The following is a 24,237-nucleotide window of genomic DNA, read 5'->3' as shown; positions in this document are numbered from 1 at the left end:
AATAACAATTTGCCTGTTAGGAAAGTGCGAGCATGGAAGGTTCTGCTGACATTGAAAAACCACCCCGCCGAATCATCGAATTTGGGGCAATTATAACGACTCTTACACTTGTCACGTATGCTCTGGGCTATCTAAAGCTAGCAGTCCTATATGCGGTTCTGGATTGCACGTGGGTTCTTAGGTTTCATGGGCCACAAGACTTTATAGCGAATGGCGCTGTTGGGGTGGCAGCGGCGTTTGTCTCGGCAGTAATATTTAGCTTTACAAAATGGCGAGAGAATTCGCTTCAGAATGCTCAGGTTATCCTAGGGTTGATAGGGTTGGTCTCCCTCTTGATCGCTGGCGGGCTTTCGAAATTATTCTCCAAATCGTCAGTGTTTTTTGACCCCGTAATGGAGGTGTTCCCTTACGTTTATATGGGGCCAATATTTTATGATTTATTTTTTTCCATATATGAGAAGCGTGAGGCGAAGAATCTTTCAATTTACTTCATGGGGGTTCCTGTTCTACTCTCTGTATTAATTTATATAGCTACGGATTCGAAATATAAGGAAGTTGCTAAAGGGCTGGGTTCTACTTATATGGTGTCTAGGCTCTCTGGAGCTGATAAATCAATATTGGTGGGCTCTGTGAATGGTAAGTATTTGGTACTACCTTGCGAAGCTCGCCAAAGGTTTTCCATTATTGATCCAGGTAGTGAGTGGGTTGTTTCTCCATTGGCTAGTGCCTCGGACTGTCAGCCTGCTCTACCGCGTTAGGTAGCCAGGTCAGTTTCTTTCAGCTTTTTCCACTCCCTTTCCACGGCCCGCTTCGCCGTCGCCTTGGTGGCGTACAGGTGCCAGAGCCGCCGCGGCTTGCTCTGGTCGCCCTCGGTGAGGGTGTGCTCCTTGCCGGTCTCGGGATCTCGGTAGTAGGCGATGATGCCGGTGTAGTCGCCCGGGATCTCGTCGACCAGGTCGGCGACCAGGTCTTCCGGCAGCTTGGCTTCCAGCTCGAGGCGCGTGGTGTAGCCGCCGTCCGCCGTGAGACTGTGCTGCACGTTCCCGCCGTACCAGATGATGGCGTCGATCTCGGCCTTCACACCCTGCAGGGTGTAGGTGGGTTCGGGCATGAGCTTCGGTCGGGCCAGGGCGAGCGGGTAGGCAAGGGTGGCGGTAGTGCGCGGAAAATTTCGTGTGGCGTAGGCTGAAAGGGGACTCTGGCGAGACGCAGCAAATTGAGGACTGGAAACGCTACGGCCTTGTGCCCGCCGATCCGGTGGTAGATGCGGCGGGAGCTGCTGTCGCGGGGGTATACGACGCGGTGGGGGGAGCTGCCGCGCGCAAGTTGAAGGGCCGTCGATCAGATTGAACGCTGATTGACCCGCGCCGAGAGTGCTTCGGCGCTCTCCTTGCGCTCGGAGTAGCGATCAACCAGGTAGGCTTCCCGGCCCCTTGTGAGAAGCGTGAACTTCATCAGTTCCTCCATGACATCCACTACTCGGTCGTAGTAGGCCGAGGGCTTCATGCGTCCCGCTTCGTCGAACTCCAGGAACGCCTTGGGAACCGATGACTGGTTGGGGATGGTCACCATGCGCATCCATCGGCCGAGGACCCGCAGCTGGTTCACCGTGTTGAACGACTGGGACCCGCCACTGACCTGCATGACAGCGAGCGTCTTGCCCTGGGTAGGACGTACCGCGCCCAGCGTGAGCGGGATCCAGTCGATCTGCGCCTTGAATACCGCTGACATCGAGCCGTGGCGCTCGGGGGAGCACCACACTTGCCCTTCGGACCAGAGCACCAGGTCGCGAAGCTCCTGAACCTTGGGATGCTCTACCGGCGCGTCGTCAGGTAGAGGCAGGCCGGATGGATTGAAGACCGCCGTTTCGGCGCCCATGAGCTGCAGGATTCGGGCTGCCTCCTCAACCAGCAGCCGACTGAAGGAGCGCTCGCGATTCGATCCGTACAGCAGCAGGATGCGTGGCTTGTGTTGAAGCTGTGCCGGCTCGGAGAGCTTATCGACGGTGGGGACGTCGAATAGCGATTCGTCCAGGTTGGGGTTGGTTTCGAGAGGTGCGCTCATTGGATCTCTCCGATCTCATCGAGCGCCTGCTTCAGTTGCGCTGGGCTCAAGGCGTTCGGGTCTAGGCGGAAAAAGGCGTCCAGTCTTCTGCGGATCTGAGCCACCGTTGCATCGAACGCGGCCTGGACCTGGTCATTATTGCCGACAACGTCAGAAGGATCCGCCAAGCCCCAGTGGCTTTTTATCGAGGGACCAAAGAAGACCGGGCAGGGCTCGCCTCCTGCCTTGTCACAGACCGTGATGACGATGTCTGGCGGGTTGCCTTCAAAGGTCTCGGACCCTTTGCTGTAGAGGCCGGAGGTATCGATGCCCAGGCCCTCCAGCGTCTGGACCGCGATAGGGTTCAACCGTCCGCTGGGAAAGCTGCCTGAGCTCACGGCAGAGCAGCCAGCAGGCGCAAGGTGGTTGAAGAGACCTTCAGACAGAACGCTGCGGCAGCTATTGGCCGTGCACATAAAGAGGACTTTCATGGCTTCTCCTACGGATGAATGCTGAGGCGCACGGCCAGGGCGGCGAGGGTGGCGATCAGGATGGGAAAGGTGAGCACGCAGCCCACTCGGAAGTAGTAGCCCCAGGTGATCCGGATGCCTTTCTGGGCCAGGACGTGGAGCCAGAGCAGGGTGGCCAGGCTGCCAATCGGCGTGATTTTCGGACCCAGATCGCAGCCGATGACGTTGGCGTAGATCATGGCCTGCTGGACGACCCCGCTGGCCTCACTGCCCTGGATGGACAGGGCGCCGATCAAGACGCTGGGCATGTTGTTCATGATCGAGGAGAGCAGCGCAGCGGTGAGGCCGGTGGCCAGGGTGGCCGACCACAGGCCATGACTGGCGAAGGTGTTGAGCAGGGAGGAAAGGGCTTCGGTGAGCCCCGCATTGCGCAGGCCGTAGATCACCAGGTACATGCCCAGCGAGAAGAGCACGACCTGCCAGGGGGCATTGGCCAGTACCTGGCGTGTGGAGATGACCGATCCCTTGCCGGCGATGATGAGCAGCACAGCTGCACAGACCGCTGCCACTGCACTGATCGGAATCCCGAGCGGCTCCAGGGCGAATAGCCCGACCAGGAGGAAACCCAGGATCCACCATCCCGCATGGAAGGTAGCGCGATCGCGAATGGCGTTCTGCGGCTGTTCGAGCGCGTGCGGGTCGTAAGACGCCGGGATGTCCTTGCGGTAGAACAGCCACAGCATTAATAGCGTCGCGGCGACGCTGACGATATTGACCGGCCACATGATCGAGGCGTATTCGCCGAAGCCGATCTGAAAGAAGTCAGCGGAGACGATGTTGACCAAGTTGGACACCACCAGTGGGAGGCTGGCCGTATCGGCGATGAAGCCCGCAGCCATGACGAAGGCAAGCGTCGAGGCCGGACTGAAGCGCAGCGCTACCAGCATGGCGATCACGATGGGTGTCAGGATGAGGGCTGCGCCGTCGTTGGCGAACAGGGCGGACACGACTGCGCCCAGCAGGATCATGTAGGCGAACAGCCTGCCTGAGTTGCCGCGTCCCCAGCGGGCGACATGGAGCGCTGTCCACTCGAAAAAGCCCGCTTCATCCAGCACCAGGCTGATGATGATCACGGCGATGAAGGTAGCCGTCGCATTCCAGACGATGTTCCAGACAACGGGGACGTCGGCCAGGCTGACGGTGCCCGTCAGTAGCGCCAGTACCGCACCGCCCGCTGCGCTCCAGCCCACGCCAAGCCCTCTCGGTTGCCAGATCACCAGTACCAGGGTCAGAACGAAGATCGATGCAGCAATCAGCATGACACGGTCTCCACCGCGCCTGGCGGGCAGCAAGCAGCCTGCCTGGTAGGCCGGCTGTCCATTGCGGCGAGGCGATCCATCTGAGGCTGTACCCACGGCAGGTTTGTCCTGAGCGTCAGCTCCAGAACCTCCCGGGCCCAGGCGGGTAGTTGTGGGTGCAGCCGGTAGTAGATCCACTGTCCTTGGCGCCGATCCTCAAGCAATCCGCAGGCGCGTAGCTGCGCAAGGTGGCGTGAGACTTTCGGCTGGCTGTCATCGAGCGCGTGGATGAGTTCGCACACGCACAATTCCGCTTCGGCGCAGAGCATGAGCATGATGCGCCCGCGCGTATCGTCAGCGAGACATTTGAAGAAGCTGGTGGGGGACATAGCCGGAGCCTTGAATATATGAAAATCCGTATATACGAAAATACATATGTATCAGCTGGCGGTCTAGCTTCCGGCAGCTTGGCTTCCAGCTCGAGGCGGAGGGTGTAGCCGCCGTCCGCGATGAAGCTGTGCTGCGCGCTTCCTCCGTACCAAATACTCGGCCTTTACGCCCTGCAGGGGGTAGGTGAGTTCGGGCATGAGCTCAGGACGGCCCGGGACGAGTTGGTAGGCGAAGGTGTGGCGCAGGTCCTTCACGTTGTCGCCACCGCCGGCAATGGCCTCCTGCTTTTTAGCGCTGTAGATGTCGTGGCAGAAGGCCCGCATGGCGTCGTGGCTCTCGCGAGCAGCCCTGCAGTTACCGTGCTGGTCGTCGTCTTCGCAGATCAGGCTAGCGCCTTTTGTTCTTTCGAAAATCCTGACAGGGCCAGGTAGGCTACACCTGCCATGATCGCTACGTCTGCGAGGTTGAAAACGCCCGTATGGAGTGAACCTAGGTTCAGGACCAGGTAGTCGACAACGTGGCCATCGCGAAAGCATCTATCGATGAGGTTCGAACCGCCTCCAAGAGCGATCAGATACAACGCCGCCGAGCGACCTGGGGACTGCTGCCAATGCGAGAGCGCCCAGTAGCTGACGCCTGCCACAGCTGCCAGTGCGCAAAGGAATATCACTGATTTCACTGTCTGTGGCAGATCCTGACCGATGCTGAGGAAGGCGCCAGGATTCAGACTCAGGACCACATCCATCCATAGGCTGGAGGTGCCAAGCCGATAGGAGATTGCCGCAAGTTGAGCCAATGCAGCGAGCTTAATCAGTTGGTCTACCGCTACAAAAGCCAGTCCCGCCCCTACAATAGCCCAGAGGGTCCAGGTGCTCCGCTTCATCGAAATCTCCATCTATGTACGCTGGTCGGCGGCATGATCGCATCAAAGCTGCCTTTTAACTTCGCAGATGGGAATTTCGCCGAGACTCCAAGGGCGCAGGATCCGGGCGCGTCTCGCGCAGCTGACCAGTCAGAATGCGGTCTGGTATGGCTCGCCACGGAAGAGGTAACCGCCCCACGGATCGCTACCAAGTAAAAGCGGACACCCCTGACCGGTGTCCGCCCGCCGCCTGCCGCTTACTTCGGCATCAGCACGGTATCGACCACATGGATAACGCCGTTGGACTGCATCACGTCGGCGATGGTGACGGCGGCCTTGCCGCCCTTGGCGTCGACCAGCCAAAGTTTGCCGTCATGCAGCTTCACGGTGAGGTCTTCGCCCTGGACGGTTTTCAGCTTGGTCATGCCGCCATGCATCTTCGCCTCGGCCATCAGTTGTTTGGCGGTGTGGGTACCGGGCACCACGTGGTAGGTCAGGATCCTGGTCAGGTCGGCCTTGTGCTCGGGCTTGACCAGGGTATCGACGGTGCCGGCCGGCAGCTTGGCGAAGGCTTCGTTGGTCGGCGCGAAGACGGTGAAGGGGCCGCTGCCATTGAGGGTGTCGACCAGACCCGCCGCCTTGACGGCCGCCACCAGCGTGGTGTGGTCCTTGGAGTTGACGGCGTTCTCGACGATGGTCTTGGACGGGTACATGGGCGCGCCGCCGACCATGACGGTATCGGCGGCGAAGCTGAGCGGGGCGGTGGCACCTAGGATCGCGAGACTGGCTACGATGGCGATGCGCTTGAGCAAGGTGTGCATGGTGCGTCTCCTGAGTTTTTCGGCCCTCCGGATGAGGGTGATGAATGTACGGAGCAGCCCGGCAAACGGATGCATCAAAGCGCGATTATTTTTCCCTGGGCGATGACCGGCCCCGTCGGCGCGCCTGTCGGCGAGCCGGTCCGCGGCTCAAGGGAGACTGCCAGTACCGCCCCTGGCGTCAGTGCCGAAGCGAGTCCCGCGGGTACGGCCAGGGTCACGGCCGTAGCGTCGTCGAGCAGGCCCAGGGAATGGGGTTTGCCATCCGTCGTGATGATCCAGGCCTCGGCGCTCCTGTCTGGCCAATCCGGCTTGCCGGTGGGCACGAACAGCAGCTGCCGGCCGTTCCCCTGCAGGGTGACGCTGAATGCCAGGCTGCCATCGCTCTGTTCCAGGCGGGCGAGCAGGGCGGGTGTCGCGACCTGGACCGGGCGCAGCAACACGAGCAGCGCCAGCAGGAGGGCAGCGGCCAACGCCAGCCCGGTCGCCCAGCGCCACAGGCGCGGGTTGTTCCAGCGGCGAATCGGCTCGGGTGCCGGTTCCTCCGTCGGGAACAGCCGTTGCTGGATACCGTGCCAGACGTGAGCCGGCGGTTCGACGACCGGAAACTCATCGAGCCACTCGGCGAAATGCCGCTGCCAGGCCGCCAGTTGCGCCTGGTAAGCAGGCTCCCGCCGCACGAGTTCTTCCACCTCCAGGCGTTCTTCGGCGGACAGTACGCCCAGGGCGTATTCCGCGATGAGCAGCGCCTGTCGGTCGGAAGGGGGGATCTCCTTGTCGTTCATAGGCCCAGGCACGCGCGCAGTTGCAGGAGGCCACGCCGGATCCAGCTTTTCATCGTGCCGAGCGCGATACTGTGGCGGGCGGCCAGTTCGGCATAGGAATAGCCCTCGAAGAAGGCGACCCGGATATAGGTCTGCTGGTCCTTGCCCAGGGTTTTCAGGCAGAGCTCGATCTGGCGACGCTGGCGATGGGCTTCGAAGTCTTCGGCGACGGACTGGGTTGTCGGCCACTCGGCCAGGCTGTCGAGCGGCTCGTGACGATGCTGGGCGCGGCGTCGATCGATGGCCTTGTGTCGCGCCAGGGTCGCCATCCAGGTCAGGGCGCTGGAACGTGTGGCGTCGAAGGTGCCGGCCTTGAGCCAGATGGCGGTATAGGCCTCCTGCAGGACCTCTTCCGCCTCCGCGCGATCCCCCACGTACTGCAGGCACACGCCGAACAGTTTGCTCGCGGTCACGCGGTAGAGCGTTTCGAAGGCCAGGCGATTGCCCTGGCCGCAGGCCTGCAGCAGGACATTGAGCGCAACGGGCTCCGGGTTCGTTTCAGGGCTGGCCGATACGGCTGATCTGCTCGTCAAGGATGGCGTTCCGAAAGGAGGCGCAACAAAGGTAGCTGGGCGTCAGCCCTATCGGGGCCGAGCAGCAAGAGGCCCGGGATTGCGGTGCTTGATGGCTTCACCGCCTCGGACGACCGCAGCAGCGAGGGGCGATCTGTCCGATTTACCATCGAACGGGCGGCTTCGCAATCGCGATTACCCTCGTGCGCTAATGCTTGCTCGGGTGGCTTAGGGCGCGCGGGCCTGCCGGCTCCCTCTCCGTATCCGCTCCTTGACCACCTTTACACAAGGCTACATGCCAGGCCGTAGCTGCCTCGCGGGCTGAGCGGCTAGCATGCACGTCCAGATCGTCCGACTGTTCAGGTAGCCCCGATGTCGCTGTCATCCGAATCCCCGCGCTGGACCTCGCGCATCCTGCTAGTGGATGACGATCCGTCGATCCGCGAGTTGATCTGTGGCTATCTGGCGCGTTTCAGCATCAATGCCCGGGGGGTGGGTGACGGCCTGGAGATGCGCCGGGCGCTGGCGGAGGAGGCCTTCGATCTGGTGGTGCTGGATCTGATGCTGCCGGGGGAGGACGGGCTTTCCCTCTGTCGTTCACTGCGGCGCGACAGCGGCATTCCCATCCTGATGCTGACCGCCCAGTGCGAGCCGGCGGATCGCATCATTGGCCTGGAGCTGGGCGCCGACGACTATATGGCCAAGCCCTTCGAGCCCCGGGAACTGGTCGCGCGGATCCAGTCGGTGCTGCGCCGGACCCAGGATGGCCGCGTGCCCCAGCGCAAGGCGCCGCGGACCAGTGTCAGCTTCGATGGCTGGAAGCTCGATGGCATCCTGCATCAGCTGCACTCGCCGGCCGGGGTGATGGTACCCCTGTCCAATGCCGAGGTGCGGCTGCTGTGGGTCTTCATCGAGCAGCCGCGCCAGGTCCTGAGCCGCGAGCAGTTGCTCGACGCCACCCGCGGCCGGGCGATCGAGGCCTTCGATCGCAGCATCGATCTGCAGGTGTCGCGCTTGCGCAGCAAGCTGGGCGACGATCCCCGCGCGCCGCAGTTGATCAAGACGGTGCGCGGCGAGGGCTATCTGTTCGATGCCAGGCAGATAGGGCACTAGCCGTGCGCCGCCTGGATACGCTGTTCGCCCGCCTGTTCGCGGTCTTTCTGCTGGCCATCCTGCTGGGCCATCTGCTGGCCTTTTTCTGGTTTCGGCATGGACTCGGCGAGCGACCGCCGCCACCGCCGCCACCCATGGAGGGTGAAGCCGCCTTCGATCGGCCACCGCCGCCCGGGCCTTTCCCGCACCGGGAGCCCGGCGTCTGGCGGCGCATCGAGTGGTTCCTCGGCGGCCCGCTGATCTTCCAGCTAGGCTCGCTGGTGATCGCCGCCTGGCTTGGTGCGCGATTGCTGACGCGGCCGCTGCGCCAGCTGACCGAGACCGCCGAACACCTCAGCCATAACCTCGACGGTTCGCCCATTCCGGTCACCGGCCCCTGGGAGACCCGGGAGGCCGCGCGGGCGCTCAATCGCATGCACCAGCATCTGCTCGAACAGCTCCAGCAGCGCGGGCGCATGCTCACGGCCATCTCCCATGACCTGCGCACGCCCCTGGCGCGGGTGAAGCTGCGCATCGAGGACATCGACGATCCGCGCCTGCATGCCCGGGTCAGCCAGGACGTGGACGACATGATCGAGTTGCTCGACGGCACCCTGAGGTATCTCCGCGAACAGCACCGCCAGGAGCGTCCCATCCTCTGCGACGTGCAGGCGCTGGTCGAGGCCATGGCCGAAGACGCGGCGGAGGAGGGCGCCCAGGTCGCTGTCGAGGGCAGCTGCCAGCCGTTGAAGGTGGCGCCCATGGCGTTGCGCTCCTGCCTGGGCAATCTGCTGCAGAATGCCCTGCGCTACGCGGGCCAGGCGGAGATCCGCCTGAGCGAGCAACCAGAGCGGCTGCTGATCTCCATCCTCGACCGCGGGCCGGGGATACCAGCCCAGTATCGGGAAGCGGTGTTCGAACCCTTCTATCGCCTGGAGGGCTCGCGCAATCGATCCTCTGGTGGGACCGGGCTGGGGCTGGCCATCGCCCGGGAAGCGGCGGCGCACATGGGCGGCGAGCTGACCCTCGGGGAAACGCCCGGCGGCGGCCTGACCTGCCAGGTGGTGCTGCCACGCCCCTGATGTATCGCCAGGCATACAAAGTGACCAAATGGCTGACATCTACCCGGCGGATACTGGGCGCTGCGGAACACTGATGTCCGCATTTCCCGGGAGAGACATCCATGATCAGCGGAATAGGCAGTGGCTACTCCAGCTACTACAGCAGTGCCAGCGCGATCAAAGGCACAGCTACGACAGCGTCCGGCAATAGCGTCAGCGGGGGTGAAGACGGCAATCCGTTGAAGAAGCTGTTCGGCAAGCTCGACAGCGATGGCGACGGCGCCATCAGCAAGAGCGAACTCACCACCGCCGCCAGCGCGGCGAGTGATACCCAAACGGATACCGACGAAAGCGGGGCTATCGACGTCGACAAGCTGCTCGGCATGCTCGACCAGGATGGTGATGGCAGCGTCGGCGAAAGCGAATTCGCTTCGGTCTTCGCACCGCCGCCCGGTGGTCCCCAGGGGCAAGGGGGCACCGAGGAATCCGGCAATTCCAGCGTCGCCGGACCGGGCGGTTCAGCGCGTCCGCGCATGCCGCCGCCACCGCCGCAGGGGGCGAGCGGACAAGGGGACAGCGAGGCCGAATCCAGCACTCAGGCGTCGTCGAGCCCCTACACGCAACTGGTCCAGGCGGTATTGCGCCAGTACCAGAGCATTGGCAGCAACGGCAGCAGCACCGCCACGGGCAGCACCCTGAACGTGGCCGCCTGAGCGGAGATCGGCAACACAGGGCAGGGCGGCCAGCGGCCGTCCGGTCTGCGCAATCACCTTGCACTCGATTCCCTTCTTGCCACCAGCCACCAGCTCCCTTCAGGGGCGAGTACCTTGGCTTACGGCTAATCGGACTGGACCTCATCGCCTGCCGCCGCTCCGCGAAAAATTCTCCAGCTGTTTCAAGATGTTGCTATCGCCGGTAGGGCTTGGCTTGTTGCGAAAACGTTATGATATAACGTGCGCCTTCATTGGTTTGGCCGATGCTCGGCTGTCAGCTGCGGGTATCGGCGCTTTCGCTCTGCTAAGGACTGTTATGCCTGTATCTCGCACCCTCCGGTCGGCGCTGACCGCTTCGGCGTTGGCGACCCTGGTCGCCTTCGTGCCGCCGCTTTCCAGCGCCGAGGAACGCGTCTTCGACGTGGTCGGCCCCTTCGAGATCGGTGGGCTGGATCCGTCGATTTCCGGCTTCGTCTTCCAGCGCATGCAGATCACCGAGACGCTGCTCGAAGCCGATGCCCAGGGCCAGCCGCTCCCTGGCCTGGCAGTGCGCTGGACCGAATCGGCGGATGGCCTTACCTGGCGGCTCACCATTCGCCAGGGGGTGAAATTCCATGACGGCAGCGTCCTCACGGCAGAAGCCGCGGCCGCTGCCCTCAATGCGGCACGGGGCAAGCCCGGGGTGCTCAAGCAGGCGGGCATGGAATCGGTCACTGCCGAGGGCAACGAGGTGGTGATCCGCCTGACGAAACCCTTCAAGCCCTTGCTGGCGCTGCTGGCGCATTCCTCCACCAATATCCTGGCGCCGGCCGCCTACGACGGCGAAGGCAAGGTACAGCAGATCATCGGCACGGGGCCGTACCAGCTGACCCTGCTAGAACCCCCGCAACGCCTGGCTGCCAAGCGCTTCGCGGGCTACTGGGGCGCCCAGCCGGAGATCGCCAGGACCTCCTACCTGGCCGCGGGCCGCGGTGAGACCCGCACCCTGATGGCCGAGAGCGGCGATGCTGAGCTGGTGTTCCAGCTCGACCCGCCCAGCATTGCCCGCCTCAAGCGCTCCAGCAGTCTCAAGGTGCTGATCGAGCCAGTCCCGCGAGTGGTGCTGCTGACCCCCAACTCCGGTGCCGGCGCCACCGCGCCGGTGGAAGTACGGCAGGCACTCAGCCTGGCCATCCAGCGCGAAGGCGTCGCCGCCGCCGTGTTACGCGCGCCGGGTACCGGGGCGACTCAGCTGTTTGCCAGGAATGTGCCCGCCTGGCACGACCCCGAGCTGGCGCCGCTCGCCTACGATCCGGCGGCATCGCGCAAGCTGCTGGCCGGGCAGGGCTGGACACCGGGATCCGATGGCATCCTGCAAAAGGACGGCACGCCGCTCAGGCTCAAGCTGCTGACCTATTCCGACAGACCCGAGCTGCCGCTGATCGCCACCGCGCTGCAGGCGCAGTTGCGCGAAGTGGGCGTGGACGTGGAGGTCGCGGTGCAGAACTCCAGCGCCATCCCGGCCGCGCACAACGATGGCTCGCTGCAACTGGCGCTCTATGGCCGCAACTTCGCCCTGGTCCCGGATCCCCTGGTTACTCTGCTCAATGATTTCGGCCACGGCGGTGCGGAATGGGGTCCGTTGGGCTGGAAGAACCCGGTCTTCGACCAGGCTCTGGCCGCGCTGCTGGCCAGCGACGATCCGGCCGAGCAACAGCGCCAGCGCCATGCCGCCATGGCCCAGGTGCAAAAGGACCTGCCGGTGATTCCGGTGGCCTGGTATCGCCAGACGATGGCCGTGTCCAATGCCGTCGAAGGCGCCGCCATCGATCCCTTCGAGCGCACCTTCGGCCTGAGCAAGCTGCGGTGGACCCCATGACCCGCTTGCTTGCCTTTCGCCTGCTGCAGGCGGGGCTGGTCGCCCTGCTGGTCGGCGGTCTCACCTTCCTGTTCATGAATCTGCTGCCGGGAGACGCCGCCTACCGCATCGCGGCCGGGCGTTACGGCTATGATCTGGTGGATACCGCCGCAGCTGCGGCGGTGCGGGCCGAGCTGAATCTGGATCAGCCCCTGCTGTGGCGCTTCCTCGCCTGGATCGGCGATCTGCTGACCCTGGATCTCGGCCATTCGCTGGTCTCCGGCAAGCCGGTGATGGACGTCGTCGCCCACGAATTGGGCAGCTCCATCCGCCTGGCCATCGGTGCCGTCTGCCTGTCGCTGCTCCTGGGCCCGCCGCTGGGCGTGGTGGCCGGTCTGCGTCCGGGGAGTCTGCTGGACCGCGGCCTGCTGGTGCTGACCACCGCGATCCGCGCGCTGCCGCAATTCGTCCTGGGCGTGATCTTCGTGCTGCTGTTCGCCATCTCCTGGCAGCTGTTCCCGGCGGCCGGTCACGGTACCTTCTGGCACAGCGTATTGCCCACGCTGACCCTGGCCCTGGGGCTCGCCGCGGTGTCGTCGCGGGTCGCCCGGGACGCCACGGTGGAGGTCGCCGCGTCCGCCTACTACCGCTTCGGCCGCCTCAAGGGCCTGAAAGGCGCCAGCGTCTTCCTGCGCCATGGCCTGCGCAACATCGGCGTGCCGGTGGTGACCTACCTGGGCGTGCAGCTGGTGTATCTCATCGAGGGCGTGGTGGTGGTGGAGACGCTGTTCGCCTGGCCGGGCATCGGTCACGGTCTGGTCCACGCCATCGTCCAGCGCGACGTGCCCATGGTGCAGGGCACCGCCCTGGCGATGGGGCTGCTGTTCGTCATCCTCAATACCCTGGTCGATCTCGCCAACCACCTGATCGATCCGCGCGGGAGAAACGCATGAATCTCGACGCTACCCTCGCTGCGGCGGCGCCTCCGGGCAAATCTTCCGCGCGCGGGCTCGGCCTGGGCCTGCTGGCGACACTGATCGCCTTCGCCGTACTCACCCCGCTGCTCTGCCCGGGCGATATCGCCCATCAGGACTATGAGGCGATTCTCGCGGGGCCCAGCAGCGCCTATCCGCTGGGTACCGATCACCTGGGCCGCGACATGCTGGCGCGGCTGTCGGTGGCCATCCGCTTCTCGCTGGGGCTGGCCTTCATCAGCGTCTGCACCGCTGCCATTCCCGGCGTGCTGCTGGGCATCCTGGCCGCCTGGAAAGGCGGACTGGTCGACAAGCTGCTGGGCGGCCTGGCCGAGCTGTTCCTGGCCTTGCCGGGGTTGCTGCTGGTGCTGCTGATCGTCGCGGTGTTTCCCGGCTCCTTCGTCGCCCTCTACAGCGCCGTGGCCCTGGTGCTCTGGGTGGAGTATTTCCGCATGACCCGGGCGCTGGCGCGCACCGTGCTGGCCTCGCCGGCGGTGGCCGCCAGCGGGCTGCTGGGCTTCGGCCCCGTCTACATCATCCGCCGCCATCTCTGGCCGCAGATGGCGCCGCTGCTCCTGACCATCGCCGCCTTTGGCGCCGCCTCGACCATCATGGCCATCGCCGCCCTGGGTTTCGTCAGCATCGGCGTGCGCCCGCCCACGGCCGAGCTGGGCCTGATGATCACCGAGTTGCTGCCCTATTACGCCGAGGCACCCCTGGTCATGGGCCTGCCTATCCTGGCGATCTTTCTAACCGTGCTGTCGCTGCTGCTCATCACCGGAGGGCGCAAGCCATGACCGCCTTGCTCACGACCACGGCGCTGGAGATCCGCACCGCCGAGGCCCGATTGGTGGAACCGCTGTCAATCCGCCTGGCGCCGGGGCAGGTGTTGTCGATTATCGGCGAGACCGGCTCGGGCAAGAGCCTGTTCGCCCAGGGCGTCGTCGGCAACCTGCCGGCGGGGCTGCAGGCCCACGGGCAGATAGGCCTGGCGGACGGCTTCAGCGAAGAAGGCCGCGAGGCCGGTCGCCGTAAGCACTGGGGCAGGGGGCTGGCGGTGCTGCCCCAGGAACCCTGGCTGAGCCTGGACCCGACCATGCAGGCACGCTCCCAGGTCGCCGAGACCTACACCCAGGTCGTCGGCCTCGCCCGTGCCGAAGCCCGCGACCGGGCCAGCGCGGATCTGGCGCGGCTGGGCCTGGCCGGCGCCGAGCGCAAGTATCCCTTCCAGCTGTCCGGGGGCATGGCCCAGCGCCTGGCCTTTGCCGCCACCCATGCCGGTGGCTCGCCAGTGCTGATCGCCGACGAGCCGACCAAAGGGCTGGATCGCGACCGCATCGACGAGGTCATCGACCTGCTCAAGGCCATGCTGGCCGAGGGAGGCAGCCTGCTCATCATCACCCACGACCTGGAAGTCGCGCGCCGCCTGGGCGGCGAGGTGATGATCATGCTCAAGGGACGGGTCATCGAATCCGGTACGGCCGAGCAGGTGCTGCGCCAGCCGCAGCATGCCTATACCCGTGAACTGCTGGCCGCCGATCCCGCCCAGTGGCCGAAGCGTACCTCGCGAGCCATTACCGACGAAGCCGTGGTGACGGTGGAGGACCTTGCCGCCCAGCGCGGTGGCAAGCAGCTGTTCGAGGGATTGTCCTTTGGCGTCCGGCCTGGGGAGATTCTCGGCGTGACGGGACCGTCTGGCTGCGGCAAGTCGACCCTCGGCGACATCCTGCTTGGCCTGGCCGCGCACAGCGCGGGTGCGATCCGCCGCCAGCCGGGTCTCGGTCGCTTCGCCTTCCAGAAGCTGCACCAGGATCCGGTGGCTGCCTTCGCGCCCTCGGTGACCATTCGCCAACTGCTGGCGGATCTGGTGCGGCTGCATCGGCTGGATACAGCGCGGATTGGGCGGCTGATGCAGCGCCTGCGCCTCGACGAGCGCCTGCTGGATCGACTGCCCGGCAACATCTCCGGAGGTGAGTTGCAGCGCTTTTCCCTGCTGCGCGTGCTGCTGCTCGACCCGGCGCTGATCTTCGCTGACGAGCCCAGCTCGCGGCTGGACCTCATTACCCAGAAGGAGATGATCGAGCTGCTGGTCGAGACCGCCGAGGAATCCGGAACCGCCATCCTCCTGGTCAGCCACGACGAGGACCTGGTGGGCGCCGTCGCCGATCGGCGCATCCACCTGCCAGATCCGGCGGCGCCGATGCGCAGTCAGGCGGAGTTGAACTCCCGGCCTGAGGCGCCGGAGGTGGTTTTCGCCGCCCACGACTAGGATTTTCGCCGGTATCCCTCAGTACCGGCAGCACCCTTCCAGCTAAGCGACTCGTCTGACATGCGATGGCAGCGGTCACGTGCTGGGCGCAACAAACGTCCAGTGAGGTTCGCTGCGCGCTGAAAAAAGCGTCGGGTATCCAGGCCCTGCTCCGAAAGCGGCAGGTTTCAACTTGGTATTACTTTACCAAGAATTCTTGGTAGTGATTTTTGGACTGGTTAGAAAGAGATCCTGGGTTGGCCAAGCAAACTTGCACAGCTCCTGAGTCGAAACTTCCTGAGCTTGGCGCACTGAGCGATGGGATCGATGTTTTTCCGTCTGTATCTGTTAGATGAGGGACAAGGCGTGGGCTTCGTGAATCGCGCTAGAAAATTCTTATAATATGTCCGTCTTTTTATAGTAGGCGCTCGATTTCTATTGGAGATATAGGAGGTGAGCTGCGGTAAAAAACCTTAATAACTTAAATATCCAAATTTGAATTTTAGGTGAAAAGACGCCGTAAACCTTGACGCCTGGCGATAGGAAAAAGCAGCATTACGCATCCCGTGTCGACGTGCCCTTGCTGCCAATCGACTGCACTAGTCGATTGCGCGGCAGTGTCTGCACGTAAGTAGAGGCTGCCCGCGAAGTTCATGTGACGACTGATTTCTACCTCTTTGTCTGTGTGTGAGAGTTCCAGCGGTTTTATCCGGCTAGTTTCGGCGTGGCAGTGAGTTATATCGAAAGATTGAACAGGCAGGCTTGCAAGTCCGTTGTTTTCGAAAATTAAGAGATCGAGTAACTCCTATGTCCGCTTTGTTTTCTTTCTGGTAGTCGATTCGCCAGCACTATGACCTGATTTCAGAGCCCGTACTGGGGAGTGCGGGCTCTCTTCAACGCGCATTTCAAGCCACGCCGGTGCGGCTCTGCTGTCCGGTGCGCGTCTGGCTGCGCGTCTTCAACCACTAGTAGTCGCCGACAATGAATAGGGGAAGTTATGCAAAGCACGCGTAATCAGAAAGGAGCGATATCCAATACCCATTTGACCAGTTTCAGCCGACTCCTCGGCCGCTGGACGTTTGGGGTGGTGGGCGGCTGTACGCTGCTGCTTGGCTGCAATGCAGCCTTCGCGGAGGGCTTGGTGGACGACAGCAAACTGGCGCTGACGGTACGCAACTTCTACTTCAACAGTGACCGCGCCAACGGACGGGCGAATCAGGAAGACTGGACCCAGGGTTTCCTGCTGGACTATCAGTCAGGGTTCACACCGGGTCCCGTGGGTATTGGGGTCGATGCCTTCGGCTATCTGGGCCTCAAGCTCGATGGCGGCCCCGGACGCCGTGGCACCGGTAACTTGCCTGTTCATGCCGGGAATGAGCCGGCTGATGAATATTCCCGTGCCGGTGCTGCGCTGAAGCTGCGGCTGGGCAATACCGTGGTGCGCTATGGTCAACAGGCGCCCACGGCGCCGGTCTTCGCCATCAGCACCAGTCGCCTGCTGCCGCAGACCGCCACGGGGTGGAGCGTGCTCAGTAGCGACATGGCGGATCTGTTGCTGGAAGCAGGGCATTTCACCTCTTCCACCGATCAGGTCAGCACTAACCGCGATGGCGATCTCTGGGCCGGATACGCGCGGCAGCGCGCCGATCACATCGATTTCGCCGGTGGCAAGTACAGCCCGGTCAAGGGGGTCAGCCTGTCGCTCTATGCGGCGCAGCTGGATGACATCTGGAACCAGTACTACGGCAACCTGAATCTGGTAAGGGCGCTGTCCAGCACCCAGGCACTCACCTTCGATGCCAATCTCTATCACACACGGGATACCGGAGCGGCCAAGGCTGGCCCGATCGACAATACGTCCTATAGCCTCGCCGCTGCCTTCAGCCAGGGACCTCACACCTTCACGCTGGGCTGGCAGCAGATCGATGGGGATACGCCGTTCGACTACGTGGCCCTGGGCGACAACGATCGCCTCGGTGGCGGTATCCTCCTGGGCAACGCCGTGATGCTCTCCGACTTCAATGCCCCTGGCGAACGCTCCTGGCAAGCGCGCTACGATCTCAGCTTCAAGACGCTCGGCGTGCCGGGCCTCAGCCTGATGACCCGCTACCTCGAGGGCTCCGGTATCGATGGCCGCGAGCTGCCGGTCAACAGCGCCTATCGTGGGCTCTACGGCGCAGACGATCACGAGCGGGAAGTCGACCTGGAGGGTCGCTACGTCCTGCAAGCGGGAGCGGCCAAAGGACTGTCGATCCGGGTCCGCCAGGCCTGGCACCACGGCTCGCCGTCCACCGGCGGTTCGGTCAATCAGCTGCGGGTCATCCTCGACTATCCGCTGCAATTGCTCTGACGCTCGCGTAATCCCCAATGGACGCCGCGACCGCTGGCAAGCGGTTCGCGGCCGTCCGTCGTCGCTGGCTTAAGCGGGCCCCGCTGCGCCGATAGCCCTAATAGTCATTTTATTAGGGATAACCCTCATGAGTCTTCGCAGCCTCAACGTCGCGCCCCGCGCCGTGCTGTTCTTTTCCGTCATCGTCCTGATCGTCTTCGCCCTCGGTGGCGTCGCCGTGGTGCAGATGGGCAAGCTCTTCGAGGCGGAGCAGGAAGTGGAGACCAACTGGCTGCCGGGCAACCAGCTGGCGGCGAAGATGAGTGGCGGATTGCTGCGGCTGCGCCTGGAAAGTCTCAGGGCCACCACCACACCGGATCCGCAGCTGCGCGCCCAGACGGTCGCGGCCTTTCCCGGTTATCGCGATGCCTTCTTCACGGCGGTCAAGGCCTACGAAAAGACCCTGGCCAACGCTGAAGACCGCGAGTTGTACGGCGCCGTGGTCAAGGGCGCCGAGAGCTACCGGACCCTGCTGGATGCCTTCGAGCCCAAGCTGCGCGCGGGTGACAACGAAGGCGCCATCGTCCAGATCAACACCTCGATCCGTCCGCTCACCAACGCGCTGGAAAAGACCATTGCCGAACTGAGCGCCTTCAACGAGCGCGGTGCCCAGGCTGCGGGGCAGGCGGCGAGCGCCACCTATGCCAACGGCCTGTTCTGGGTCTATGGGCTGATCGGCCTGACCATAGCGGCCACCGTCGTGCTTGCGGCTCTGCTGATCCGCAGCATCACCCTGCCGGTGGGTGAGGCCTTGCGCATTGCCCAGCGGATCGCCCGCAAGGACCTTACCGAGCGGATCACCGTGGTCGGTCGCGACGAGGCGGCGGGCATGCTGCAGGCCCTGGCCCAGATGCAGGGCAATCTGCGCGACACCGTTTCCCACCTCGGCGACAGCTCGACCCAGCTGGCCTCCGCCGCGGAAGAGATGACCGCGGTGATCGACGAAGCCAGCCGCGGCTATGTGCGGCAGAACGACGAGGTCAACCAGGCTGCCAGTGCCGTCACCGAGATGAGTTCGGCGGTGGAGGAGGTCGCGCGCAACGCCGCCGATGCGGCCAGCACCTCGCTGCATACCCAGAACCTGACCAGCGACGGTCTGGACAAGGTCACCCGCACGGTGCAGTCGATCGAGGCGCTGGCGCAGAACGTGGCCAGCACCAGCGAGCAGATCCAGGCCCTGTCGTCCCGCGCCCAGGACATCAACGCCGTGGTCGAGGTCATTCGCGCCATCGCCGAACAGACCAACCTGCTGGCGCTGAACGCTGCCATCGAGGCGGCCCGGGCGGGTGAGCAGGGCCGGGGCTTCGCCGTGGTCGCCGACGAGGTACGGGCACTGGCCCATCGTACCCAGCAGTCGACTCGCGAGATCGAGCAAATGATCGGCGCCATCCAGAATGATTCATCCCAGGCCGTCAGGGCCATGGCCGAGAGTCAGCAGCTGGCCGGTGAATCCACCTCGGTCGCCCAGCTGGCCAATGTATCCCTGGAGCAGATCGCCGAATCCATCTCCCAGATCAACGATCGCAATGCGGTCATCGCCACCGCCGCTGAAGAGCAGGCGCAGGTGGCGCGGGAGATCGATCGCAACATCACCAGTATCCGCGACCTGGCCACCCAGAGCGCGACCGGCGCCACCCAGACCGCCAGCGCCAGCGCCGAGGTCTCCAGGCTGGCCAGCGGATTGAATCGCGTGGTTCGCGAATTCGCCGTCTAGGAGGAGGGCCTTGAGGCCTTCTCGCCACGCGGCGGCGGGAAGGCGTCCTTTGCGACTGGCTCCAGGTTCGTCGCGGCAATAGAAAGACTAACAAGGGCTCTGGGGCATTCGCCCGTGCGACTGCGCTGGGCGGGCACGCCTGCTCGCCGCTGGAATGCCCGCCCGACAGTCTTTAGTATTCCGTTACATCGCCTCTGGCATCGGGTAGAGAACGAATCGGCGCTTGGCCTGCCTAAACAGTGTCCAATCAACCCGGAGTCCTACCATGAACGCGAAGAAAATCTCTGCCTTGATGTTTGCTGGTCTGATCGCTGCCAGTGGCGCTGCTTTCGCCACCGAAAGTGCAGGCAATCCGCCAAAGGCCAACAGCGCTGGTATGGGCACCCCGGCTGGTCAGAAGACCGGTGAAGGTGCAGGCGCCGCGACCGGCGCCGGCAAGACCACGCTCAACGAGCAAGGCCAGAAGCAACAGCAGTAATGTCCAGGGGGTCGCCGGCACGTCTGGCGCCCCCTAAATCTGCGTCTAGAATGGAACTTTGCAGGCCTCTTGTGTCCAAGGGGGCCGAGCGTGTGGGTACAGGGGTCAGATGGTGAGTGCGGAACAGAGCAAGGTTGTCCTGGTCGTCGAGGATGAGCCGCAGATTTTGATGATTCTGGCGGATTATCTTTCCGAACTGGGTTACACCGTCCTGCAGGCGCCCTCGTCACTCGAAGCCTTTCGCATCCTGGCCGGTCGGCCACGCCTGGATCTGCTGATCACCGACTTCCGCCTTCCCGACGACGTCTCTGGCGTGATGATCGCCGAGCCCGCGCTCAAGTTGCGCCCCGATCTCAAGGTGCTCTTCATCAGTGGCTATCCAGCCGAAATCATCGATACCGGCTCGCCGTTGCTGGGCAAGGTCCCCTTGCTGACCAAGCCATTCTCCCTCGAGCGTCTCCACCTGCAGGTGCAGAAGCTGCTCGGCGCCTGATCCGCTCCCTCGCCACAGATCGTTTTTCCGCCGGCACAGTCTATCTGTCAGGTGCGACCACTCCGGTCGCCTCAGGTTGGAGATACCGGCGCCCATGGCTATCAAGCATTTCAATCATCACGAAGCGATTTCCTCCGCCGTTCCGGCTGAACAGGGTTTCGAAGCGGTCATCGCCGTCAAGGCGCGGCGCGAGGATGCCCATCCGACCTTTCACAAGGTCGCCACCGAGCGTCATTTCGATCTGGCCTCCGAGGCGGAGGAGGCCGCCGATGCCGCGCTCAATCGCGTGACCGAGATCGGCGACGACGATGAACTCCTCTGGGACGAGCGGGCCGTCTGATGAAGAGAGACCAGGAACAGGGCGAAGAACCCCGACAGCGGCATGAATCCGGTCCGGACGACCCTGAACTGAGTCGCGAGGAAGAAGAGGACGTCGACGAGAACCAGCTGCCACGCGCCGTGGTGCTGCACGAGATCATCCGTACCCAGGGTGATCACGAACTCGAACGAACGATCGCGGCGCTGTTCTGGTCGGCGCTGGCCGCCGGCCTGACCATGGGTCTGTCGTTGATGGCGATGGGGCTACTCAATGCCAATCTGCCCGAGGGTGGCTACAGCAAGGCCATCGCCAGCTTCGGTTATTCGGCTGGCTTTCTGGCGGTGATCCTGGCGCGTCAGCAGCTGTTTACCGAAAACACCCTGACGGCGGTACTGCCGGTGATGAGCGAACCCACGCTGCACAATTTCGGTCGCCTGGGGCGGCTGTGGGGTGTGGTACTGGTGGGCAATCTCATCGGGACCATCCTGGTCGCCTACGTGATCCTCAATCTGCCGCTGTTCGATGCCAAGGCCGACGCCGCTTTTCTGAAAATCGGTACCAAGGTGATGGAGAACGATGCCTCGGCGATGTTCGCCAAGGGCATCGTGTCCGGCTGGATGATCGCCACCATGGTCTGGATGCTGCCCGCTGCAGAGCACGCCAGGATCTGGATCATCGTGCTCATCACCTACCTGATGGCCCTGGGGGACTTCACTCACATCGTGGTCGGCAGTCTGGAGGTGGCTTACCTGGTGTTCGCCGGAGAGGCGAGCTGGGGCGATTTCTGGCTGACCTTCGCCGGGCCGACCCTGGCCGGCAACATCGTCGGGGGCAGTCTGATCTTCGCGCTGATCAGCCATGCCCAGGTGCGCAGCGACACCTGAAAGCGGAAGGGCCGGCAAATTGCCGGCCCTTCGCGGTGATCAGGTAGCTGCTTCGATCACTCGTCGTCGTTGAGCTGACCCATGGCGGTAGTGTTGAAGCCGCCGTCGACATAGAGGATCTCGCCGCTGATGCCCGATGCCAGGTCGGAGCAGAGGAAGGCACCGGCGTTGCCGACTTCGTCGATGGTCACGTTGCGACGCAGGGGCGTCTGACGTTCGTTGGCGGCCAGCATCTTGCGGAAGCTCTTGATGCCCGATGCGGCCAGGGTGCGGATGGGACCGGCGGACACGGCGTTGACGCGGGTGCCTTCCGGGCCGAGGCTGCCGGCCAGGTAACGGACGCCGGCTTCGAGGCTGGCCTTGGCCATGCCCATGACGTTGTAGTTCGGCATGGTGCGCTCGGCGCCCAGGTAGGACAGGGTCAGCAGGCTGCCGTTGCGGCCGCGCATCATCTCGCGACCGGCCTTGGCCAGGGCGACGAAGCTGTAGGCGCTGATGTCGTGGGCGATCTTGAAGCCGTCACGGGTGGTCACGGCGGTGAAGTCGCCGTCCAGCTGGTCGCCGGGGGCGAAGCCGACCGAGTGGACGATGCAATCCAGGCCATCCCACTTCTTCGCCAGCGCGGCGAACACGGCTTCGATCTGGGCGTCGTCGGCAACGTCGCAGGGGAAGCACAGCTCGGGATTGGAACCCCAGCCGGCGGCGAATTCTTCGACGCGACCCTTGAGCTTCTCGTTCTGGTAGGTGAAGGCCAGCTCGGCGCCTTCGCGGTGCATGGCCGCGGCGATGCCGGAGGCGATGGACAGCTTGCTGGCGACGCCGACGATGAGAACGCGCTTACCGGCGAGAAATCCCATGGTTTTTTCCTCTTCTGTGTTGAATCCCGGGCAGCAGCCAGGGGCTGAGGTCCGGGTTGGGCAGGGCTCTGCGCAGGTCAGAGCGAGATCTTGGCCTGGCTCCGCTAGGGGTCAGGCACGGGTGGGGCGGTAAGGTAGCAGGTCGATACCCGGGACAAAAGCGCTGGTTGACCGCTGCGGTGCGCGGTCGCGCCTCAGTTGAGGAACAGCGTCAGGGTCTGACCAGGGGTCAGGGCGGAAGCGCTGCGCGGATTCCAGTCCTGCAGCGCCTGCACGCCGATGTTGTAGCGCTTGGCGATCTGATAGAGGGAATCGCCGGCCTTGACCCGATAGTAGGTGGGGGCGGCCTTGGTCGTTTTGGCCGTCTTTACCGCCGGCTTGGTGGTCTTGACGGTATAGGAGGCCGGCATCGCCACGGCCGTGGCGGTGCTGCTGCCCGTGCCATGCAGCTTCAGCGTCTCGCCGACCTTGAGGCCACGCTTGCCGAGATCATTCCAGCGCTTGAGGTCACCCAGTTCCACCTCGTTGGCCCGAGCGATGGACCAGAGGCTGTCGCCAGTGCGCACCCGGTAGGTGCGCACCACGGGTTCTTCGGCCACGGCGATGGTTTCCAGGGGCGTCGTGGTCTTGCCGGTCTCGCGCCGCGGGATCATCAATTCCCGGCCAGCGGACAGGCGGCTGCTGCTGCTGAGCTTGTTGAGCGCGGCGAGTTGCTCGACGCTCACACGATTACGCTTGGCCACGCTGCGCATGGTATCGCCGCGGCGCACCTGGTATTCCTGCCACTGCACCACGGCATCGGAGGCGATGTTGGGCAGGGTCGCGACCAGGCGCTTGGCTTTTTCCGCCGGCACCAGCAGATGCTTGGGGCCGTCCATTGTCACGCGCTGGGTGTAGGCGGGATTCAGGCGATAGAGTTCGTTGGCATCCAGATCCGCAAGTTCCGCCACTCGGGCCAGATCCAGGTGCTGCTTGATGTCCACGACTTCGAAATAGGGCTCGTCCGGGATGGATTCCAGGGCCAGGCCGTAGGCGTCCGGATTGCGTACGATCTGGGAGACGGCGAGCAGCTTGGGCACGTAGTCCTGGGTTTCCGGCGGCAGCGACGACAGATTCCAGTAGTCGGTGGGCAGGCCGAGCGACTGGTTGCGCTCGATGGCGCGGCTGACCGTGCCTTCGCCGGCATTGTAGGCAGCCAGGGCCAGCAGCCAGTCGCCACCGAACATGTCGTGCAGCTTGCTCAGGTAGTCCAGGGCGGCGTTGGTCGAGGCGGTGATGTCGCGGCGACCGTCATAGAAGCGGGTCTGGCGCAGATTGAAATACTTGCCGGTGGTGGGGATGAACTGCCACAGACCGGAGGCGGCGCTGCGCGAGAGGGCGTTGGGATTGAAAGAGCTTTCCACCACCGGCAGCAGGGCCAGTTCCAGCGGCATGTTGCGTTCTTCCAGGCGCTCGACGATGTAATGCAGATAGGGCGCGCCGCGGCTGCAGGACTGCGCGAGGGCAGCTTCGTGGCTGGCGTACCAGAGGCGCTGACGATCGATGCGCGGGTTGGTGCCGTTATCGCCGGCCCCCTGGAGCTGATAGCCGTCCCGCACCCGGTCCCAGATGTCGCCGCTGGTGGCCGCCGCGGTCGGTGCCTTGCGCAGCCATTCCGGCGGACGCTGCATCTTGCTTTGCGTCATGTGCAGATCGGCCTGATAGGCACGATTGTCTGGCTGCTGATTGCTCTGGCAGCCGGCGAGGAAGACGGCGAGGCAGAGCGCCGAGACTTTGAAGGAGGTGGCCAGCACGTCTGGTTCGCGGGTTTTCGGCGTCGCTGGCGGCATCGGTCTGGGCTTTCCGGGAGCTGGAGGATGGGCGATTCTAGGAACCGCATCCCGGGGGGTCAAGGAACAAGCCCTTGGCCTGTGACCTGTACGACGACCGTAAGCCCTGGCTTACAGCGTGCTGAAGGGGTC

At 63.9% G+C, this 24,237-nt stretch carries 25 protein-coding genes and 3 pseudogenes; 16 read left to right on the top strand and 12 right to left on the bottom strand.

Annotation, left to right across the window (positions count from 1 at the left end; genetic code table 11):
- Window positions 1–32 precede the first annotated feature (32 nt).
- The gene (locus OMP44_RS08955; protein ID WP_280307415.1) at window positions 33–758 is read left to right on the top strand and encodes a hypothetical protein; all 726 of its coding nucleotides are present in this window, start codon (window positions 33–35) and stop codon (window positions 756–758) included.
- Here OMP44_RS08955 and OMP44_RS08950 read toward each other — a convergent pair.
- Window positions 755–1,210: pseudogene (locus OMP44_RS08950) on the bottom strand (phage late control D family protein); the annotation flags it as partial. The gene OMP44_RS08955 and the pseudogene OMP44_RS08950 sit on opposite strands and share 4 nt — an antisense overlap.
- 54 nt (window positions 1,211–1,264) lie before the next feature.
- On the opposite strand from OMP44_RS08950, the gene OMP44_RS24935 reads away from it, so the two are divergent.
- The gene (locus OMP44_RS24935) at window positions 1,265–1,330 is read left to right on the top strand and encodes a DUF4113 domain-containing protein (RefSeq protein ID WP_431312631.1); all 66 of its coding nucleotides are present in this window, start codon (window positions 1,265–1,267) and stop codon (window positions 1,328–1,330) included.
- An 11-nt stretch (window positions 1,331–1,341) separates the two neighbouring features.
- Here the strand turns inward: OMP44_RS24935 and arsH are convergent, their stop codons facing one another.
- The 9 genes and pseudogenes from arsH to OMP44_RS08905 all read right to left on the bottom strand — a co-directional run bounded on the left by arsH (window position 1,342) and on the right by OMP44_RS08905 (window position 7,238).
- Entirely contained in the window at window positions 1,342–2,064 is a 723-nt protein-coding gene (arsH, locus tag OMP44_RS08945; protein ID WP_280307414.1) for an arsenical resistance protein ArsH, read from the bottom strand.
- A complete protein-coding gene (locus OMP44_RS08940; RefSeq protein ID WP_280307413.1) occupies window positions 2,061–2,534 on the bottom strand; it encodes an arsenate reductase ArsC in 474 nt (157 codons plus the stop codon). Before OMP44_RS08940 ends, arsH begins: the two co-directional genes overlap by 4 nt.
- 8 nt (window positions 2,535–2,542) lie before the next feature.
- Window positions 2,543–3,832, bottom strand: a complete 1,290-nt coding sequence (locus OMP44_RS08935; protein WP_280307411.1) for an arsenic transporter — start codon at window positions 3,830–3,832, stop codon at window positions 2,543–2,545.
- A complete protein-coding gene (locus tag OMP44_RS08930) occupies window positions 3,826–4,200 on the bottom strand; it encodes a metalloregulator ArsR/SmtB family transcription factor (RefSeq protein WP_280307410.1) in 375 nt (124 codons plus the stop codon). Before OMP44_RS08930 ends, OMP44_RS08935 begins: the two co-directional genes overlap by 7 nt.
- A 68-nt stretch (window positions 4,201–4,268) precedes the next feature.
- Window positions 4,269–4,575: pseudogene (locus tag OMP44_RS08925) on the bottom strand (phage late control D family protein); the annotation flags it as partial.
- Window positions 4,576–4,583: 8 nt separating this feature from the next.
- Entirely contained in the window at window positions 4,584–5,084 is a 501-nt protein-coding gene (locus OMP44_RS08920) for a signal peptidase II (protein WP_280307409.1), read from the bottom strand.
- Window positions 5,085–5,320: 236 nt separating this feature from the next.
- Entirely contained in the window at window positions 5,321–5,884 is a 564-nt protein-coding gene (locus OMP44_RS08915) for a fasciclin domain-containing protein (protein ID WP_273861525.1), read from the bottom strand.
- 74 nt (window positions 5,885–5,958) lie between these two features.
- The gene (locus OMP44_RS08910) at window positions 5,959–6,666 is read right to left on the bottom strand and encodes an anti-sigma factor (protein WP_280307407.1); all 708 of its coding nucleotides are present in this window, start codon (window positions 6,664–6,666) and stop codon (window positions 5,959–5,961) included.
- Complete coding sequence (locus OMP44_RS08905) at window positions 6,663–7,238, bottom strand: sigma-70 family RNA polymerase sigma factor (protein ID WP_280307406.1); 576 nt, start codon at window positions 7,236–7,238, stop codon at window positions 6,663–6,665. Before OMP44_RS08905 ends, OMP44_RS08910 begins: the two co-directional genes overlap by 4 nt.
- A gap of 351 nt (window positions 7,239–7,589) precedes the next feature.
- On the opposite strand from OMP44_RS08905, the gene OMP44_RS08900 reads away from it, so the two are divergent.
- From OMP44_RS08900 to OMP44_RS08840, 14 genes and pseudogenes are all read left to right on the top strand, one after another.
- Window positions 7,590–8,330 carry a response regulator gene (locus OMP44_RS08900; RefSeq protein ID WP_273861528.1) on the top strand — a complete coding sequence of 247 codons (741 nt, stop codon included), beginning with the start codon at window positions 7,590–7,592 and terminating at the stop codon, window positions 8,328–8,330.
- Window positions 8,331–8,332: 2 nt separating this feature from the next.
- Window positions 8,333–9,391 carry an ATP-binding protein gene (locus OMP44_RS08895; protein ID WP_158895769.1) on the top strand — a complete coding sequence of 353 codons (1,059 nt, stop codon included), beginning with the start codon at window positions 8,333–8,335 and terminating at the stop codon, window positions 9,389–9,391.
- Between the two features lie 101 nt (window positions 9,392–9,492).
- Window positions 9,493–10,083 carry an EF-hand domain-containing protein gene (locus OMP44_RS08890; RefSeq protein WP_280307405.1) on the top strand — a complete coding sequence of 197 codons (591 nt, stop codon included), beginning with the start codon at window positions 9,493–9,495 and terminating at the stop codon, window positions 10,081–10,083.
- A gap of 316 nt (window positions 10,084–10,399) precedes the next feature.
- Window positions 10,400–11,941 carry an ABC transporter substrate-binding protein gene (locus OMP44_RS08885; RefSeq protein ID WP_280307404.1) on the top strand — a complete coding sequence of 514 codons (1,542 nt, stop codon included), beginning with the start codon at window positions 10,400–10,402 and terminating at the stop codon, window positions 11,939–11,941.
- Window positions 11,938–12,873, top strand: a complete 936-nt coding sequence (locus OMP44_RS08880; RefSeq protein ID WP_133861665.1) for an ABC transporter permease — start codon at window positions 11,938–11,940, stop codon at window positions 12,871–12,873. The genes OMP44_RS08885 and OMP44_RS08880 overlap by 4 nt, the downstream gene beginning before the upstream one ends.
- Window positions 12,870–13,691: an ABC transporter permease gene (locus tag OMP44_RS08875; RefSeq protein WP_280307403.1), complete on the top strand. Its 822-nt coding sequence runs from the start codon at window positions 12,870–12,872 to the stop codon at window positions 13,689–13,691. Before OMP44_RS08880 ends, OMP44_RS08875 begins: the two co-directional genes overlap by 4 nt.
- Window positions 13,688–15,163, top strand: coding sequence for an ABC transporter ATP-binding protein (locus OMP44_RS08870; RefSeq protein ID WP_280307402.1), 1,476 nt, complete (start codon window positions 13,688–13,690; stop codon window positions 15,161–15,163). Before OMP44_RS08875 ends, OMP44_RS08870 begins: the two co-directional genes overlap by 4 nt.
- 1,120 nt (window positions 15,164–16,283) lie before the next feature.
- Window positions 16,284–17,492: an OprD family porin gene (locus tag OMP44_RS08865; RefSeq protein WP_280307401.1), complete on the top strand. Its 1,209-nt coding sequence runs from the start codon at window positions 16,284–16,286 to the stop codon at window positions 17,490–17,492.
- Between the two features lie 127 nt (window positions 17,493–17,619).
- Window positions 17,620–18,390, top strand: a pseudogene (locus tag OMP44_RS24930) (MCP four helix bundle domain-containing protein); the annotation flags it as partial.
- On the top strand, window positions 18,382–19,245 hold the full coding sequence (locus tag OMP44_RS24925; protein WP_423815002.1) for a methyl-accepting chemotaxis protein: 864 nt from the start codon (window positions 18,382–18,384) through the stop codon (window positions 19,243–19,245). The pseudogene OMP44_RS24930 and the gene OMP44_RS24925, both read left to right, overlap by 9 nt.
- A 265-nt stretch (window positions 19,246–19,510) precedes the next feature.
- Window positions 19,511–19,723 (top strand): hypothetical protein, encoded by a 213-nt coding sequence (locus OMP44_RS08855; RefSeq protein WP_187979297.1) that lies wholly within the window; start codon window positions 19,511–19,513, stop codon window positions 19,721–19,723.
- A 109-nt stretch (window positions 19,724–19,832) separates the two neighbouring features.
- Window positions 19,833–20,216, top strand: coding sequence for a response regulator (locus OMP44_RS08850; RefSeq protein WP_085982650.1), 384 nt, complete (start codon window positions 19,833–19,835; stop codon window positions 20,214–20,216).
- 94 nt (window positions 20,217–20,310) lie between these two features.
- On the top strand, window positions 20,311–20,556 hold the full coding sequence (locus tag OMP44_RS08845; RefSeq protein WP_133861670.1) for a hypothetical protein: 246 nt from the start codon (window positions 20,311–20,313) through the stop codon (window positions 20,554–20,556).
- Window positions 20,556–21,419, top strand: coding sequence for a formate/nitrite transporter family protein (locus OMP44_RS08840; RefSeq protein ID WP_133861671.1), 864 nt, complete (start codon window positions 20,556–20,558; stop codon window positions 21,417–21,419). The genes OMP44_RS08845 and OMP44_RS08840 overlap by 1 nt, the downstream gene beginning before the upstream one ends.
- A 56-nt stretch (window positions 21,420–21,475) precedes the next feature.
- Here OMP44_RS08840 and fabI read toward each other — a convergent pair whose 3' ends face one another.
- Window positions 21,476–22,276 carry an enoyl-ACP reductase FabI gene (gene fabI / locus OMP44_RS08835; protein ID WP_042134086.1) on the bottom strand — a complete coding sequence of 267 codons (801 nt, stop codon included), beginning with the start codon at window positions 22,274–22,276 and terminating at the stop codon, window positions 21,476–21,478.
- Window positions 22,277–22,470: 194 nt separating this feature from the next.
- Entirely contained in the window at window positions 22,471–24,105 is a 1,635-nt protein-coding gene (locus tag OMP44_RS08830) for a lytic transglycosylase domain-containing protein (protein ID WP_187979296.1), read from the bottom strand.
- Between the last annotated feature and the right edge of the window lie 132 nt (window positions 24,106–24,237).

The sequence above is a fragment of the Pseudomonas flavocrustae genome (genome assembly GCF_029872515.1).
Lineage (GTDB): Bacteria > Pseudomonadota > Gammaproteobacteria > Pseudomonadales > Pseudomonadaceae > Chryseomonas > Chryseomonas aestiva.
The sequence above is the reverse complement of the archived record's forward strand: the minus strand, read 5'-3'. Positions and strand labels throughout refer to the sequence as shown.